Source organism: Weissella sagaensis, assembly GCF_010306265.1.
Classification (GTDB): Bacteria; Bacillota; Bacilli; order Lactobacillales; family Lactobacillaceae; genus Weissella; species Weissella sagaensis.
This window is the reverse complement of the sequence record NZ_BLKA01000001.1, coordinates 142823-160266: the sequence shown is the minus strand read 5'-3', so window position 1 is coordinate 160266 and position 17444 is coordinate 142823. Positions and strand designations below refer to the sequence as shown.

14 protein-coding genes are annotated in these 17444 nt (G+C 35.3%); 13 read left to right on the top strand and 1 reads right to left on the bottom strand.

All coding sequences use genetic code 11. The annotated features are described in order from the left end of the window. The first annotated feature begins 290 nt into the window (after positions 1 to 290). From G7Y65_RS00780 to G7Y65_RS00720, 13 genes are all read left to right on the top strand, one after another. A complete protein-coding gene (locus tag G7Y65_RS00780) occupies positions 291 to 905 on the top strand; it encodes a hypothetical protein (protein ID WP_042491772.1) in 615 nt (204 codons plus the stop codon). 538 nt (positions 906 to 1443) lie between these two features. Beyond that, positions 1444 to 2592 carry a galactonate dehydratase gene (dgoD, locus tag G7Y65_RS00775; RefSeq protein WP_137600411.1) on the top strand — a complete coding sequence of 383 codons (1149 nt, stop codon included), beginning with the start codon at positions 1444 to 1446 and terminating at the stop codon, positions 2590 to 2592. Positions 2593 to 2610: 18 nt separating this feature from the next. Then, entirely contained in the window at positions 2611 to 3600 is a 990-nt protein-coding gene (locus tag G7Y65_RS00770; RefSeq protein ID WP_052348364.1) for a 2-dehydro-3-deoxygalactonokinase, read from the top strand. A 17-nt stretch (positions 3601 to 3617) separates the two neighbouring features. Next, entirely contained in the window at positions 3618 to 4241 is a 624-nt protein-coding gene (locus G7Y65_RS00765) for a bifunctional 4-hydroxy-2-oxoglutarate aldolase/2-dehydro-3-deoxy-phosphogluconate aldolase (protein WP_137600412.1), read from the top strand. Between the two features lie 43 nt (positions 4242 to 4284). Next, the gene (locus G7Y65_RS00760) at positions 4285 to 5619 is read left to right on the top strand and encodes a gluconate:H+ symporter (RefSeq protein ID WP_042491766.1); all 1335 of its coding nucleotides are present in this window, start codon (positions 4285 to 4287) and stop codon (positions 5617 to 5619) included. 100 nt (positions 5620 to 5719) lie between these two features. After that, complete coding sequence (locus tag G7Y65_RS00755) at positions 5720 to 6391, top strand: FadR/GntR family transcriptional regulator (RefSeq protein ID WP_165314480.1); 672 nt, start codon at positions 5720 to 5722, stop codon at positions 6389 to 6391. Positions 6392 to 6904: 513 nt separating this feature from the next. Continuing rightward, a complete protein-coding gene (glpK, locus tag G7Y65_RS00750; protein ID WP_170999646.1) occupies positions 6905 to 8419 on the top strand; it encodes a glycerol kinase GlpK in 1515 nt (504 codons plus the stop codon). After that, the gene (locus tag G7Y65_RS00745) at positions 8419 to 10230 is read left to right on the top strand and encodes an FAD-dependent oxidoreductase (RefSeq protein ID WP_042491761.1); all 1812 of its coding nucleotides are present in this window, start codon (positions 8419 to 8421) and stop codon (positions 10228 to 10230) included. Before glpK ends, G7Y65_RS00745 begins: the two co-directional genes overlap by 1 nt. Further along, the gene (gene tpiA, locus G7Y65_RS00740; RefSeq protein ID WP_042491759.1) at positions 10230 to 10997 is read left to right on the top strand and encodes a triose-phosphate isomerase; all 768 of its coding nucleotides are present in this window, start codon (positions 10230 to 10232) and stop codon (positions 10995 to 10997) included. Before G7Y65_RS00745 ends, tpiA begins: the two co-directional genes overlap by 1 nt. A gap of 11 nt (positions 10998 to 11008) precedes the next feature. Beyond that, the gene (locus G7Y65_RS00735) at positions 11009 to 11701 is read left to right on the top strand and encodes an MIP/aquaporin family protein (protein ID WP_042491758.1); all 693 of its coding nucleotides are present in this window, start codon (positions 11009 to 11011) and stop codon (positions 11699 to 11701) included. A 187-nt stretch (positions 11702 to 11888) separates the two neighbouring features. After that, complete coding sequence (locus G7Y65_RS00730) at positions 11889 to 14234, top strand: hypothetical protein (RefSeq protein ID WP_042491756.1); 2346 nt, start codon at positions 11889 to 11891, stop codon at positions 14232 to 14234. 41 nt (positions 14235 to 14275) lie between these two features. After that, entirely contained in the window at positions 14276 to 15139 is an 864-nt protein-coding gene (locus G7Y65_RS00725; protein WP_165314479.1) for a helix-turn-helix domain-containing protein, read from the top strand. A 24-nt stretch (positions 15140 to 15163) separates the two neighbouring features. Further along, positions 15164 to 16501 carry a glycoside-pentoside-hexuronide (GPH):cation symporter gene (locus G7Y65_RS00720; protein ID WP_141926909.1) on the top strand — a complete coding sequence of 446 codons (1338 nt, stop codon included), beginning with the start codon at positions 15164 to 15166 and terminating at the stop codon, positions 16499 to 16501. 160 nt (positions 16502 to 16661) lie between these two features. On the opposite strand, the gene G7Y65_RS00715 is transcribed toward G7Y65_RS00720, so the two are convergent. Beyond that, positions 16662 to 17204 (bottom strand): nucleoside 2-deoxyribosyltransferase, encoded by a 543-nt coding sequence (locus G7Y65_RS00715; RefSeq protein ID WP_052348363.1) that lies wholly within the window; start codon positions 17202 to 17204, stop codon positions 16662 to 16664. Positions 17205 to 17444 lie beyond the last annotated feature (240 nt).

The window sequence follows — 17444 nt, the reverse complement described above, 5'->3', positions numbered from 1 at the left end:
TATGCTTTAGTCTCCTAGAGATATTGATGGAAGAAGGAAGATGATTCCTTTACCAATAACCTCTAGGAGTCTTTTTATATGTCACGCAATCAAAGTATCCATATGTTAATTTTACTTAGTGTTTTTTGTAGTTCATTAATACATTTCATTATCACATTTTTTTATAATGTAAAAAAAGGTAATAATTCAATAAATTTAATTTATATTTATGTTATTTTTAATCCAGGTTAGTTTGTTAATGAATTAACCGTCTGTATGCTTATATTTGTATCAAAAAGAAGGAATATATCGTGTTAAAATATATTAAACCAATTGTTATATCTAGTGTTGCCATTTTGGGGATTAGTACAATATCAACTAATTCTTGCATTTCTGTAAATGCAAGTTCAATTGACACTGAACAAAGATCAACTTCTCAATTGTCTAATCGGGTAGTTGATATCTCAGATAGGTACATTAATTTTAACAATCGTACAAATCAGTTTTATGTTGATGATAGTTTGCATCAACAGTTGACGAGTGTAGAATATCAATCAGTTATTGTACAGGTGAAAAACACAAATGAACAAATTTCACTTGCTATTTCGGATGATAAGGATGTTAATACAGATATTTCTGTAGTTGATCCAAATAATGGAGAGATGATATTAATAACGCAATATGGACGTGCAGCTGGTAAAACAGCCATTAAATTTTATTGGAATTACGCGCGCATATGGATTAAAGCAGCAGATTTAAGAAATGCTTTGCAAGTTGGCTTTGCAATTGGTGGCGTATATGCACCGACTAAAGCGATTATTGCTGCTATGAGTATTGCGGGTATAGCAGCAAGCAATATTAAAAATGGTATTTGGTTTGATTATAACTATTATGCGGGTTCAGTACTAAAAGCTGGTCAACAATAATTGCGAAAGGACAAGATGAAATCAATATATTTAAAAGCATTTGAGTATGCATCAAGCGCAATTGGTAGTGTTTTTATATTAATTTTGATTAGCAGTTTGTTCACAGATTTTTTTGTAAAGCCTTTTATAGAAAATAGGCAAATAACAAGTTTAATATTATTAATAATATTTATAGGTGTTTTACTTAGATATTATTTTAAAATTAAAAAAAAAAAATAATAATGAATTGAACGTCAAAAATTGTTAGGTAATTTAATCAGATAACTGGTCGGAAAGATTTCGGGATTGAACTGAAATTTTTCCGACCAGTTTTATTTTAATGTGTTTATTAAGTGGTTATTAGATTTTCTTTTTCCAAATAGACTTAGAAAGATAATATCTATTTCATGACGTCAATAATTGTTATAGCCTATTTGGTTTGCTTTTAATGCTTGACACACTATATTGAAAACGGTTACAATGATTCTGTTGATAAAGATACTATCTTAATTAAATAGATAATATCTTTTACTAAAATAAAAATTATTGGAGTTAAATCATGAAAATTACAAACTATGAAACATTTGCTGTACCACCACGCTGGTTATTTTTAAAAGTTGAAACAGATGAAGGCGTTAGTGGTTGGGGAGAACCCGTTATCGAAGGACGTGCTGCAACCGTAGAAGCTGCTGTTCATGAACTAATGGATTCATTGATTGGTTCTGATCCATTCCGTATTGAAGATGCATGGGAAAAAATGTATCGTAGCGGCTTTTATCGTGGTGGTCCCATTCTAATGAGTGCGATTGCGGGTATTGACCAAGCCTTGTGGGATATCAAAGGTAAAGCATTAGGACAACCTGTTTATGAATTAATGGGTGGTGCCGTCCGTGATAGTATCAAAGTTTATTCTTGGGTAGGTGGTGATCGACCAAGTAATGTTGGTGAGGCTGCATTGGAACGTAAAAATGCTGGTTTCACAGCAATAAAGATGAATGCCACTGAAGAACTACAAATGATTGATAGTTATGAAAAAATTCAAGAAGTTGTTGAGCGCGTTAAGGCTATTAGAGAAGCCTGTGGCCCTTATTTCGGTATTGCAGTTGATTTCCATGGACGTGTTCACAAGCCAATGGCAAAAGTTTTGGCAAAAGAATTGGAACCTTATAACTTAATGTTTATTGAGGAACCTGTTTTACCAGAAAATAATGAAGAACTTGGTAAAATTGGTCAATTATCAAAAACCCCAATCGCTACGGGTGAAAGAATGTTTACTCGCTGGGACTTTAAGAAACTATTAGAGTCAGGTGATGCAGATGTTATTCAACCAGATTTATCACATGCTGGTGGAATTACCGAATGTAAAAAAATTGCCTCAATGGCTGAAGCGTATGATGTGGCGGTTGCCTTCCATTGCCCACTTGGACCGATTGCTTTAGCAGCTTGTTTACAGGTTGATGCTACGGTTTATAATGCATTTATCCAAGAGCAAAGTTTAGGTATTCACTACAACGCTTCTAATGATTTGTTGGATTATGTTAAAAATCCAGAAGTATTTGAATATGAAAACGGTATGGTAAAGATTCCAAGCTTACCAGGCTTAGGTGTCGAAGTTAATGAAGAGTTAGTTCGTGAAAAGGCAAAAGAAACCACAAATTGGCATAACCCAGTTTGGCGTCACGAAGACGGCTCTATTGCTGAGTGGTAAGCAGAAAGGTGTTTAAGTATGATGAACCTAGTAACGATTGATACGGGAACCACAAATACAAGAGTGATGCTTTGGCAAGATGGTAAAAAAATTGCCAAAGTTGCACGACCTGTTGGGGTGAAAAGTACATCTATTACAGGTAGTAAGGATACCTTACATCAAACAATTAAATCAGCAATTGATGAATTATTAACAACAGCTCAAGTTGAATTGAATTCAGATGTTAAATTTATAGCGTCAGGGATGATTACATCTAATTTAGGATTAGCTGAGATACCACATCAATCAGCGCCGGTAAGCATGAGTGATTTGGCAGCCAATATGGAAAAGATTATGATTCCAGAAGTTTGTTCGCAACCAATTTGGTTTGTACCAGGTGTCAAAAATGACGTCCAAACAATCACATCTGAAAATATTGATCAAATGGATGTCATGCGTGGTGAAGAGGTTGAGGCATTTGGGGCATTAACGCAATTACAGGCCAAAAAGCCATTTATTCTAGTATTGCCTGGTTCTCATACAAAATTTATTAAAATTGATGAGGACGGTAAAATTGCCGGTTCTATTACATCAATGGCTGGTGAATTAATTTCATTATTAACCAAAGATTCAATTTTATCAGACTCACTAAAGCATAATTTTTCAGATGAACTTGATGTCAAAACACTAGCTCTTGGTGCTGAGAGTTGTGCCAAAAATGGATTGGGACGAGCAGCGTTTACGGTTCGATTATTAGATTTGTATACCAATTACACGCGTAATCAAATGGCTAATTATTTGTTGGGTGTTGTTTTACAAAATGATGTTACAGCGATAAAAACGACACAAGCGTTTGATATTAACGCAGATGATACTTTTGTGGTTATTGGTAAACCTGCTCTTCGTGATGCGCTACAGGTATTGTTAAATAACGATGATTATTTTACTGGTAATATTTTGACAATTGATGTACCTGAATTAGCCAGTGTTGGTATTATGGCAATCGCAAAGATGCGAGACATTATTTAAAATGAGGGACAAATATAATGAATATTGAAAACTATCCAAAGTTAACAGTAATTATGCGTGGTTATAGTTATGAACAAGCCATGCTTATTATAAAGTTATTGAGCCGTTATGAAGGAAAAGTAGGGGTTGAAGTTACGACAAATAATCCAGATCATTTAAAAGTTATTGCAGACGGTAATAAACAGTATGGTGACAGCGTAAACATTGGGGTAGGTACAGTTACAACAGCAAATCAGGCACAAGAAGCAATTGCAGCAGGTGCTAAATTTATGCTTGGACCCCAAGCTTTTTCAGAGGACATTTATCGACTAGCACAACAAAATGATGTGATTACGGTTCCTGGTGCAATGACGCCAACAGAGATACAAACAGAAGTCAATAAAGGTGCGGATATTGTTAAAGTATTTCCAGCGATTACGGTAGGTCCTGTTTTTTTCAAACAAATTTCTGGACCAATGCCTGGATTACGACTTATGGCAGTCGGGGGCGTTGATATTAAAAATAGTCAATCATTCATGTCAGCAGGTGCTGAATATTTGGGTATCGGATCTAGTTTCTTTAATAAACAGGATTTAGAAAATATGGATGAACAAGCTTTAGACAACTCAATACAAGAATTTTTATTAGCCGTTAGTAAGTAATTTTGACAATTGATCATCATCTGTAGAATAAAAGGGGAAAATCATGCCATTACTAATAGTAGTATTAGGGGTTTTATTGTTAATCTTTTTGATTACCAAGCTAAAGCTTAATACTTTTGTATCATTAATTATCACATCCTTTGTTGTAGCCTTTGCCTTGGGAATCCCATTGGATAAAGTCCCTACAACAATTACGGAAGGTTTAGGTAATCAACTAGGTAGTTTGGCTATTGTGTTTGGAATGGGATCAATGATTGGTAAGTTGGTTTCAGACGCTGGTGGTGGCCATCGTATTGCCCACACTTTAATTGAAAAATTTGGGCGTAAGCGAATTCAAATAGCCGTAATTTTAGCATCATTTATCATTGGACTAGCATTGTTCTTTGAGGTTGGTTTAGTAGTGTTGTTGCCAATTATATTCATTATTGCGCGTGAATTGAAAATGCCATTAATGTCATTAGCCATTCCAATGGCAGCGACGTTAAATGTTATGCATGGATTTATTCCGCCACATCCGGCACCAACTGCTATTTCACAAGTCTTTGGGGCAAATATTGGTCACGTTATTTTGTTAGGAATTGTTGTTGCAATTCCCACAGTGATTGTATCTGGACCAGTCTATAATCACTTTTTACGTAAGTTGTATCCACAAGTGTACAAAATACAGACAGAAAATCCCCGTTTAGGTAAAATAGAAGAATTTGATTTAGATAAGACACCTAAGTTTGGTATTAGTGTATTAACTGCTATGATGCCAGTTATTTTAATTGGGATATCAACGATTCTTGAATTTACAGTAGCCAAAGGTAGTTTGGCTCACGATATTTTTGGTTTAGTTGGAAATCCTGATTTTGCAATGATGGTATCATTAGTTTTTGCCATTTATACAATGGGAATTAAGCAGCATATTAGTATGAAACGTATTGGTCAAACAGTGGAAAATGCAATTATTCAAATTGCAGGGATGTTATTTATTATTGGTGGTGGTGGTGCTTTCAAACAAGTACTTGTATCAGGTGGCATCTCAGATTATATCTCACAGATGTTTGCTACTATTAACATGTCACCATTATTGGCTGCTTGGTTAATTACTGCTCTACTACGTGTTAGTTTGGGATCATCAACTGTTGCTGCGTTAACGGGTGCTGGTTTAGTAGCACCGATGATTGCAGCTTCGGGTGTTAGTCCGACCTTAATGGTATTATCAGTTGGAGCTGGTAGTATATTTGGCGGTCACGTTAATGATGCAGGTTTCTGGATGGTTAAAGAATACTTTAATTTATCTTTGAAAGAAACGCTAACTGCTTGGTCACCATTAACTTGTGTGATTGGGGTAGTTGGTTTAGGAGCTGTCATGACGCTATCAGTCTTTATGTAATAAATTATAAAACCACTAATTAGTGTTTAGCTAATTAGTGGTTTTTAACATTTAAATAAAGTACCATTAGTATAAGCGTGATGGTAGGAGAGATTATAAAATGGAAGCTTATAAAGAGACAATTTATGAAAAAGCATTACGAGAACTAAAGGAAAAAATAATAAATGGTGAATGGCAACCAGGCCAAAGACTGCCATCGATGAAACAACTTGCACAAATATTAGGGGTCAGCGTGACGACCATTCGAGAAGTACTACATACTTTGGAAAATAAAAATATTGTGAGTATTGAACATGGGCGCGGAATTTATTTACGTAATGATCCTAATTCGAGTGCAACGCAAATGATTTCAGTCAATCAAGATGTGTCGCTTCTGTCAGTGTTAAAAGCACGCTTGTTAGTAGAGCCAAAGCAAGCATATTATTGTGCACAAAAGGCAGATGAACATTTATGTAACGAATTAGAGGCAGCAGCAAACAAATTAGACTCTGAAATGCACATACATGATGATTTTCTAAAAACAGATTTATTATTTCATCAGTTAATTGCAGAAGGGGCACAAGAGCCTGCACTACAAACGATGTCTAATTCTATTGAACAATATCAAATATCGGGTCGTCGTATGACCAATACATTACCATTAATGCGAACAAAAGCTGCGTTGTATCATCAATTAATCTCAGCAGGGATTGCAACGCATAATGCAGTAGAAGCAGAACAATTAATGACCATGCATATTGAATCTATGATTGCACCGCTTGAACAAAAATAAAATATTATTAAGGTAAATAGTTGAGCAAATTACATATGTTCAGCTATTTTTTTGTGATGAAAAAGATATTGAATTTGTAAAATGATAAATGAGTGGATGACAAATAAATGAGGTAAAGGGATCATAATTAGTTTGTTTGGGACTAAATGACTTTGTGAAAAAAAGTTTTTATAAAAAAAGTTCATATTGATTTGTTAAATACTTACAAGTTAAGAATTATAGGCGTGATAAAAATGTAAAATTATTTCACACGGTAGTATAACTAATGTTTGATGCGTTGCAAGGAGACAACTTTTGGCATAGCTTTAGTTTAATTGGGTGTGATGAATAAAATAAAAAAGACCTTTTTGTGAATTTTTTAATAAGTTAATTTGAATAAAAATTAAACATTGTGAATTTTTTTATTCCGTTGTAAGCTATATGTGTTGAAAGAAAACGCTTACATTTTAAACGTTTTTTAAATGTAGTATTAATATTTAAGTAGAATTTTAGTTTATCCAATGGGGGGATATTATTATGCCAAAGTATGTACTATCAATTGATGAGGGAACAACAAGCACACGTGCCGTGATTTATAACAAAAAGGGTCAAGTTATTGCATCTGCACAACGTGAAATTTCAATGTTTTATCCACAACCAGGTTGGGTTGAACAAGATGCTAATGAAATTTGGATTGCTGTTCAAGCTGTTATTGCAACCGCTTTGATTCAATCTGGTATTCAACCTACTGATATTGAAGGAGTTGGTATTACTAATCAACGTGAGACAACGATTGTTTGGGATAAGGAAACAGGATTGCCAATTTACAATGCTGTTGTCTGGCAATCACGTCAAACGGCACCAATTGCAGAAAAGTTAATTGCTGATGGTTACCAAGACATGATTCAAGAAAAGACAGGTTTGATTCCGGATGCATACTTCTCAGCTACTAAAATTCGTTTCATCTTGGATCAAGTAAGCGGGGCACAAAGCCGTGCTGAAAATGGTGAATTATTGTTTGGAACAATTGATTCATGGTTGGTATGGAAGCTAACTGGTGGTAGTGTTCACATTACAGATTACACAAACGCTTCACGTACAATGATGTTTGATATTAAAAACTTGAAGTGGGACCAAGAACTTTTGGACCTATTGAATATTCCGGCTCAAATGTTGCCAGAAGTTCACCAATCATCAGAAATTTACGGAAAAGCTATTCCTGTTCATTTCTTCGGTGCTGAAGTACCAATCGCCGGTATCGCAGGAGACCAACAAGCATCATTGTTTGGTCAATTAGCGCTTAATAAGGGTGATGTTAAGAATACCTACGGAACTGGTGCTTTCGTCGTTATGAATACGGGTGACGAAGCAAAAATTTCAAAGAATGGTTTGTTAACGACAATTGCTTATGGTATTGATGGTAAAGTAACTTACGCACTTGAAGGTTCAGTCTTTGTGGCTGGTTCAGCATTGCAATGGCTACGCGATGGTATGCGAGTTATCGAACAAAGTCCTGAAAGTGAAGAGATGGCAAAGTCTTCTACTGATGAAGACGAAGTATATGTTGTACCAGCCTTTACTGGATTGGGGGCACCATATTGGGACTCAGAAGCTCGTGGTTCAGTGTTTGGTTTGACACGTGGAACAACGCGTGAAGACTTTGTTAAAGCAACACTACAATCACTAGCTTACCAAAGCCGTGATGTTGTAGAAGCAATGCGTCATGATACAAATCTTGATATTGCTAAGTTGCACGTAGATGGTGGTGCTTCGTTGAATAACTATCTAATGCAATTCCAGTCAGATTTGCTACAAACGACAGTATCACGACCAGCTAACGTTGAGACAACAGCGATGGGTTCAGCTTTCTTAGCAGGACTAGCAGTTGGATTCTGGAAAGATATTGATGAATTGAAGACGATGACGCAACAAGCAACATCATTTGAACCTGAAATGGCAAATGATCATGCAGAAGAATTATATGAAGGATGGCAATTGGCTGTGGAGGCAACACGGGCATTTAAGCCTAAGAAGCGGGGGACAAAATAATGGGATTTAAAAGTAGCCAGCGAATAGCAGCAATTGAAAATTTAAAAGAAAATGATTTTGATGTTGTTATTATTGGTGCTGGAATTACTGGAGCCGGTATTGCGCTTCAAACAGCAGCTTCTGGATTACGAACAGCCATTATTGATATGCAAGATTTTGCTGAAGGAACAAGTAGTCGTTCAACAAAGTTAGTCCACGGTGGTATTCGCTACTTAAAGACTTTCGATGTTGATGTTGTTGCTGATACAGTGAGTGAACGTGCACGAGTACAACATGTTGCGCCACATATTCCGCGACCAGCACACATGTTGATGCCGCTTTATGATGATGCTGAAGCAACATTTACACCAATGAGCGCCGAAATTGCAATGGAAATTTATGACAAGTTGGCAGAAGTGCCAGCAGATAGTCCATTTGTACATCGTTTATTGTCAGCAGAAGAAGCCCGTGATTATTTACCAATGTTAGATCATAAAGGCTTAGTTGGATTAGCAATCTATTTAGATTACCAAAACAATGATGCCCGTCTAACAATTGAAAATATTAAACAAGCTGTTCATGATGGTGCTGTAGCTGTTAGTCATCTAAAGGCGACTGCTGTTGTAGCAGATGGGGATGGCAAAAAAATTAGTGTTGAAGATACTTTTACGAAAGAGTTATTTGATATTAAAGGAAAAGTTGTTATTAATGCAGCTGGTCCATGGCATGACACAATTACGAAAATTGCCGATGAAGAAACAAAAGATACCATTCGTCCTACTAAGGGTGTTCATTTAGTTATTAACCAAGATCGTTTGCCAGTACCAAATACAGTATACTTTGATTCTGGTTTCCATGATGGTCGTATGATATTTGTTATTCCACGTGCTAATAAAACATATTTTGGAACAACTGATACTGATTATACTGGTGATTATTTGCATCCAAAGGTTGAACAAGTCGATGTTGATTACTTATTGGCAACGATTAATAATCACTTCCCTAAAGCACACATTACAATTGACGATGTGCAAGCTAGTTGGGCAGGGCTACGACCATTGATTGGTGGTGCAGGTGATTATAATGGTAATACAACTAAAAAGACAGCATCCGATGAAAGTTTGCATGAACTTGGTGCTAACATAGATAAATACTTTAATAATGAAATCGAACGTCAAGAAATTGATGACCAACTAAAGCAGTTAACCAGTGGGGATAAGAGTGCTTCAAGTGTCTCGCGTGGTTTCCAGATTAAGGTTGAAAATGGCATTGTTAACGTATCTGGTGGTAAGTTAACAGATTATCGTTTGATGGCTTCAGAAACTTTGACAGCTTTAACTGAAATTTTTGCTGATAAGTTTGCAACAGATATTACACCGGTAGATTCAACAACCTACCCAGTGTCAGGTGGTCATTTTGATTTCCAAAATGTTGATGCTGAACTTGAAAAGTATGCTGAAATGTTAGAAGAATATGATGTTAACGAAGTTAAGGCTAAAGAAATTGCTAACTTGTATGGATCTAACACACCGCAAATAATTGAATATATCAAAACAGGTGTTTCAGCACCTAAGTTATCAGTAGCTGAAACAAGTATGTTGCATTATGCAATTGATAAAGAATTTGTTTTGCGTCCGATAGATTACTTCTTGCGTCGTACAAATTATCTATTGTTTAAATCAGAAGACCTAGATCGGCTTGAAACACCAGTAATCAATGAGATGGCTAAAATTCTTGACTGGTCTGATGAAACAAAACAAGCGATGACAGAAGAATATACACGTTTACGTGATGAGGCACAACTAAGAGCGCTAAAGAAGGAGACAGAATAATGTCGAAGAGAGTTCCTTTGATTGTTGGAAATTGGAAAACAAACAAAAAAGTAGCCGAAGTTTACGACTTCTTGCAAGAGATTAAAGGGCAATTACCTGATCCAAAACAAGTCCAAGTCGGTATTGCAGCACAAGATATTTACCTGCATGAAATGGTAAAACGCAGCCAAGAATTGGATATTCCAGTAGATGTGTTTGCAGAAAACATTCATTGGGCTGACGAAGGTTCTTATACTGGTGAAACTTCACCTGCTGCGTTAGCTGATATCAATGTTTCAGGATCAATTATTGGTCATTATGAACGTCGTAAGATGTTTAAAGAAACAAATGGATCAGTGGGCTTAAAGGTGACGGCTTCGCTTCGTAATGGATTGGTACCAGTTGTTGCTATCGCCGAAGATACAACACGTTATAATCCAGATGATGAAGACATGGCACCTTTAACGGAGATTGCGGTTGGCTTAGCTGGTGTTGATAAAGCTAAGGCAGAAAACATTGTTATTGCTTACGAACCAGCATGGGCAATTGGTGCCAGTGAAGCACCATCCTTAGAAGTAATCGAACATGCTGGACGAGTAATTCGTAATTCATTAGCAATCTTGTTCACACAAGAAGTTGCTGACAAGATTCGGATTCAATATGGTGGTTCAGTAACACCAGAAAATTCAAAGGAAATTCTTGGGTTAGAAGATATCGATGGGTTGTTGATTGGGCGTGCATCACTCGAACCTGCTGCATTCTTGAGCATGGTTAAAGATGCTATTTAAGGGTAAATAAAATGAAAAAGAAAATATTTGGGGAAGTTTTTGGAAGTGCATTACTAGTATTCTTTGGACCCGCTTTAGTTATTATGGGAGGCGGATACAATGACCTATTAGGACCATCTATTGGATGGGGAGTTTTGCTAGCTGTATTGGTTTATGCTTTTGGACCTTTGTCGGGTGCTCACTTTAATCCGGCAGTAACCTTTATGAACTTTTTGAACAAGCAAATGAAGGGTACAGAGACAATCATTTATATTGTTTCACAGTTAGTAGGTGGTTTGATTGGTGGGTTTGTTCTAAAGTTTACTTATCAAGCTTATCTAAATGGCGCTGGCTTGAAGTGGTCAACAGAAGTTGCTAAAAATCATTTGAATTCGACAGTATTTCCAAATATTTCAGCTGGTATGGCTTTCTTCGTTGAGGTTATATTGACGACAGTATTGTTAGTTGTTATTTTGGTTTTGAATGATCCTAAGACTAAGACTTACAATCTACAAGCACCAATTGCTGTTGGTTTGACGATTGCGTTACTAGTTTTTGTTGCTGGTAACTTAACGGGTGCTTCAATGAACCCTGTACGTTCATTGTTCCCTGCAATCTTTGCTGGTGGTCTAGCTATGCAAGACATATGGGTATATCTAACAGCACCGTTTGTTGGTTCGATTATTGGGGCGTTGATTCACCGTTATATTTTGACAGAAAAATAAATGATGTTGATTTAACAAAGTTGACGTTAGATAACAAATGTAAATAACCGTTTCTCTAGTAACATAGAGGGACGGTTTTTTGTGTGAAATTATATAACTTTTAGTTGTATATGGGTGATGTAAGCGTTGTCATTAACGTGCTAAACTACAGAGGTAGCTTAATTAAAAGAGGCTAAAGGAGTCAAAAATGGAGAATAATAAACTGCAAATGCAGGTACATCCCCGAGGTTATGTACAATCATTAGTTATGAAAGATGATCCCTATCATATGAATTGGGTTATTGATAATGAGTATTTGAAACAAGCGTCATTTAATGAGTCAGATAAATTATTTGGTGAATTTACGATTACAATTGATGGTCAAACAATCAATAGTACTGATAATCAACCGCAAGTAATAACGAAGCAACAACAAGTAGTGGTTACCTATGAATTATTAAAAAAAATACAAGTAACATTTGAATATGATTTATCAATTGAGGATCAGTTAAATTGGCATATTAGTTTAGATAATTTAACATCAGAGAATATTAAAATTAATAATTTTGGTGTTTGGTTATCATTAGCATATGTTATGTTTCGAGATAAAAATGTTGCAAAAAACATTCATGAATCAGCAGCAGTGTATCCATCAATATCACGTGATTTTACAAAAATTAACGCAGTGAGACGCGATAATCAATCTGGTAATCTTGGCATTTATCAAACGTATGGACAAACATTGTCGATAGGAACTTATGCAGCATATAATAATTTATTCTTTGAAAATGTTTCACCTTCGTTAGACGGTATGCTGTTTCATCAGCTCATTCTCGCAGGTGGGTATGATGAGCATTTTGAAAATAATGATTGGATTTATGATAAAAGTCCGGTTACAGTAAAAGCCAGTGCCTCAATATCGTGGCATTATGTGATGAAAAAAAATGACTCGGAGCAAGAATTTTATAAAAACGCTAGTAAAGTAGGCCAACCAACAATCTCGTATCAACCATTGAACATTTTGCACCAACCAAGTTATCTAACAGTTAATGGGGATGCTCATGAATTAGTTTCTGTAATAGCTTATGCTGGTGAAGGCGGTAAACAAGAAGTAAAATTACAATTTCAACAACAATTATCAAATCAATATCAAGTATCATTTAAACCAGTTATGCTTGGTGAACATAAAATAGTTTTTGATTTTTCAGATGGTACACAAGATTCGGTTGTTTTAAATGTTATGACTCCACTAAACGAAGTCATTGATAAACGCGTAAAATATATTTCGGAAAAATTGTACCAAGGTAAAGATGGGAAAACACCATATGCTTTTACACCAATATCTAATCAAGGTGAATCATTAGGTAAGTTAAGTCTTGTTTTGAAGAAAAATTTGATGGGAACTTTAGATAAGCAACAGGTGCAACAAGTTGAAGCGAGTGCGGTAAATTATGTGCGTCCAAAATGGTTTATTAATGGTGACTTTAAAAAGCCAAATAATTTATATGGTGATTTCTATCGTTGTATGGATTTTGAATATATTGCTCACTTGTTCCTACTATTATCAGACTTTGATAATGAGACCTTATTATTAAATTCAGCTGAGGACTATTTACAGTGGGCTGCTGATGTTTTTATGTTACGTGTTAATCCTGATTTTCATGAAACTAAACGTGGGAAAGAAGAAGCACGTATGTTGGGTGTTTATTTTCTATATATCCAAGATTTACTCAAAAAGTTGAAGCAACATGGCTTAACAGATTATTATGAAAAAATTAATAACCTTTGGCAACAAGTCACCAATAAAATTAATGAGAATCGTACAACATATCAAGCTGCTATTACGGAACATTATTTTGATAATGCTGGTTTTGGACCAACTGCTGGTGCATTAAGTGAAGCTGGTTTTAAAGATGGTGCAAGGATGTATGGCCAATTATTATTAGCGAATATTGGTTATTCAAACGACTTTCGAGTACAAAACCCAGATCGTTGGTGGGAAGCACTTGCATATATGATTCACTCGCTATGGGGGGGTGTCACTGCTGCAGCAACTTTTAAAGTTTATGAGGCATTAAAAAATCCTGCTTATTTACAAGCTAGCTATCGTGCAACTGCAGCAATTATGTATTGTTATGATACAAATTCAGTTACCACAGCGAAATTAGATGAAGGGATGGCCGCATCAACGTATGCGGTTGCCGGACCACATCTTAATCGACCAGATTTGTCTCGTAACCGCTTTGGTCAGTCAACATTTTATTCAGATGGTGGTATCTTCAAAAAATTATTTAATAGCGCTAACGAGACGCCAGATTGGGACATGGGTGAGGAGCTAGTTGCATATCTTGATGGGATTGGACAAAGGACCTATCTAGTGCATCAGGACAATCATTGGTCAGTCATTAATGGGACATATGAACAACAAAAAAATCGAATTAAGGTCATTAGTTTTGCGCCATACCAAAAAGAATTTTGGCTAATTGATGACACAGGTACCAAGCAACTAACTGAATCGACATTAGCTCAAAATTACTTATTTGATATTAAGTAACTTATCTATTATCCGTTTTGAAGATGGATTGGTGGAAACAGATGAATCAACAAATTATTTCGGTTTCAATGCCACCATTCCCAAGTTTTATCGAAGGAAATTATACGATGTTCAAGGCAGGGCAGCGTCATGTGCATCGCTATAATATTGGTTTTTTTGATTTAATTTTTGTAAAAAAAGGTACTTTATTTTTACGTGAAGATTCAAAGCAATATACGATTCATGAAAATGAAATGTTTATACTCCTTCCAAATGCAGAACATGGTTCTTGGCAACCTTGTGAAGAGGAAACAAGTTTCTTTTGGATGCACATCTATACAGACTCTAGATGGCAACAAGCCAATTTTCCGATGCGCTTTGTGTCAGATTTGCCAATTCCAGAATTACACTTCCATCAAAAGTCGTATACTTTACAATTACCAAAACTGGGAAAAATTGCTGAACCAGAACTAATATTTGATTTGCTGGACGATATTCAAAAAAGTACCGCTAGTCACCGTATCGATAGTATTTGGTATACCGAAGAGTTATTTTTGAAATTCTTGAAATATATCGATACTCAGGGAATAGCAAAAGATCGTACCACATTATTAGCTGAAAAAGTTCATCTGTATTTGGCAGAACATCTTTCTGAACATGTTGATAATAATCTTTTGTCAGAAAATTTCCATTTGCATGTAAATTACATTGCACGTGTCATGACAAAAGTCTATGGTAAAACACCAATGGAATTGTTAGAAGAATTAAGGGTAGAAACGGCTAAACAATATTTGATTCATACAAACAAATTGATCAAGAATATTGCAGAACTTATTGGCTTTGAAACTTATATTTCATTTACTAATCGTTTTAAAAAATTAACCGGTATGTCTCCAAAAGCATATCGTGCCACATATAAAAAATAAAAATACTTTTTGGGGAGAAAAATAATGCAAAAAAAATTAAGCATGACAAATATTCTAGCTTATGCCAGTACTGACACAGCCGGAAATTTGCTTTATTGTACACTAACAAGTTTTATTCTTTACTTCTATACTGACGTTTTTGGAATATCAGTCGGTGCAGCTGGAACAATCTTATTAATTGCGCGTGTTATTGATTCATTAGATGCACCCATTTGGGGATTAATTATTGATCATACACATTCAAAATATGGTAAAAGTCGGCCATGGTTTTTGTGGTTAGCAGCGCCGTTTGGTATTTTTTTAACACTATCATTTTTATCGCCTGATTTATCAGCTACACAAAAAGGTATTTATGCTTTAATAACTTATCTTGTTACTGGTATTATCTATACCGGAATTTCAACGCCAATTACGTCTATTTTGCCAAATTTAAGTAGTGATTCTAATGAACGCGTGAAATTAAATTCTTACCGTATGGTTGGGGGAAATATTGGCTATTTTGTCACAGCCTCATTTACTTTGCCACTTGTGGCATTTTTTGGTGGGGGTAATGATCAAAAAGGATTTGCGATAACTGCTGCGATTTATTCTATTATTGGAATTCTAATGTTTGTTTTTGCATTTGCTAAAACACAAGAGGTTAATTCTGGACCAGTAGAAACACAAAGTATTCCAGTTAAGGATAGCTTCAAATCTATGATGGGAAACTGGCCTTGGATCATTATAGTATTAGCAAATGTAATGTACTGGTTGGGAAATACAGTACGTACTTCAACAGTTATTTATTATGCACAATATAATTTAGGTCATCAAAATTATGCTTCATTATTGAACGGATTAGTTTTATTCCAAGTAGTTGGGAATATATTAATTCCATTCATGGTTAGAAAATTTTCAAAGGGACAAACATTAATTATTGGGTTTACTATTGCTACAATTGGGCAAATTCTTATGGGATTTGTCGGTGATAGCTTTGCACTGATTGCAGCAGCATGGATTTTTACATCTATTGGAACAGGAATTGCTGTTTCAATGCCATTTGCCATGCTATCTGACACTGTTGATTACGGTGAATGGAAGACAGGAATTCGTTCCGCCGGATTCTTAACAGCAATTGGTAGTGCATTTTGTATTAAAATGGGTTCAGGTTTAGGTGGTTTCTTGCCTTCTAAAATTATGTCGGCATCTGGTTATGTAGCTCATCATCAACAGACTGCGTCAGCATTAGCGGGTATTAAGTTTTCATTCATCTGGCTACCTGCTATTTGTTTCATGATTGGTGCAGCAATTATGTTAATGTATCCAAAGTTTGAGAGAAAAGAAGAACAAATTAAACAAGATTTATTAAGTCGAGGTAACTAGTATTCGAAATTAGCGGAAATAAAGTTTGTAACTCTAAAATTTAAAGTGGGATTACAAACTTTTTGTTATTCTAATAATTAAAATAAGACCCGTACATTGGGAATTTCTTCAATGTATAGGCCTTATTTTTTATACTGTGATTTAACAGCAATATATTATTTTAAATAATCTTTCCATCATAAATACGTGATGCAATACTCATAAAGTCAAATGTTGCTAGCTCATTTGTTGAACGAACGTATGATGAGGGACCAATAGCTGGCATCAAGTTAATTGGATTAGCTACCCAATCTCCGTCGTAGAATGCAACTGTTGGGCGACCAAGAGCATTTGCATAACCTAATTCAAATGCGGTACCACTATCTTCATTACCGGCTGTAATAACACCTAACGTAACGTCAGAATTTTGGATGGCTGTTATATCGGCATCATATGTAGCAACAGCCCACTTAAAATCAGGTTCAAAATCGCCATTTTCGTCAAAAGCTTGTCCACCAAATTGGTTAAGTAATGGCACATGAACGTAACTAATCGTTGGATTATTGTTTAATGCTTTATATGAAGCAATTAAAGTATCGATTTGTTGTTCTGAAAACCAACCAGCACCTAAGTAAATTGTCTTGGCACCAGGTACTTTAGTGACTTCTGATGAAGCCTCTTTGATGTCTTGTAGTTGTTGAATCAAGTCGTTCATACTAAGCATATAAATCTCCCAAAAAAATTTTATTTATAAATACTATTATGACATGCAAGTTGAATGAAAGGGACTGAAAAATAAAAATTTAGGATATTTTTGGTAAATTTACAAAACAAAAAGTTTGTAAGGTAAATATTTACACAAATAACACCAAACCAACATGAACTCCCTATTAAACCATGACAAATGTTTAATAGAATAAAAGTGTCGAAAAGACAACGCTGATTCGATTTATTGTTTTTGATA

Coding starts and splice junctions, on each gene's coding strand:
- G7Y65_RS00755 (WP_165314480.1), top strand. CDS start 5,720: ATGGAAGCTTATAAAGAGACAATTTATGAAAAAGCATTACGAGAACTA.
- G7Y65_RS00770 (WP_052348364.1), top strand. CDS start 2,611: ATGATGAACCTAGTAACGATTGATACGGGAACCACAAATACAAGAGTG.
- G7Y65_RS00725 (WP_165314479.1), top strand. CDS start 14,276: ATGAATCAACAAATTATTTCGGTTTCAATGCCACCATTCCCAAGTTTT.
- G7Y65_RS00715 (WP_052348363.1), bottom strand. CDS start 17,204: ATGCTTAGTATGAACGACTTGATTCAACAACTACAAGACATCAAAGAG.
- G7Y65_RS00765 (WP_137600412.1), top strand. CDS start 3,618: ATGAATATTGAAAACTATCCAAAGTTAACAGTAATTATGCGTGGTTAT.
- dgoD (WP_137600411.1), top strand. CDS start 1,444: ATGAAAATTACAAACTATGAAACATTTGCTGTACCACCACGCTGGTTA.
- G7Y65_RS00720 (WP_141926909.1), top strand. CDS start 15,164: ATGCAAAAAAAATTAAGCATGACAAATATTCTAGCTTATGCCAGTACT.
- G7Y65_RS00760 (WP_042491766.1), top strand. CDS start 4,285: ATGCCATTACTAATAGTAGTATTAGGGGTTTTATTGTTAATCTTTTTG.
- G7Y65_RS00730 (WP_042491756.1), top strand. CDS start 11,889: ATGGAGAATAATAAACTGCAAATGCAGGTACATCCCCGAGGTTATGTA.
- tpiA (WP_042491759.1), top strand. CDS start 10,230: ATGTCGAAGAGAGTTCCTTTGATTGTTGGAAATTGGAAAACAAACAAA.
- G7Y65_RS00735 (WP_042491758.1), top strand. CDS start 11,009: ATGAAAAAGAAAATATTTGGGGAAGTTTTTGGAAGTGCATTACTAGTA.
- G7Y65_RS00745 (WP_042491761.1), top strand. CDS start 8,419: ATGGGATTTAAAAGTAGCCAGCGAATAGCAGCAATTGAAAATTTAAAA.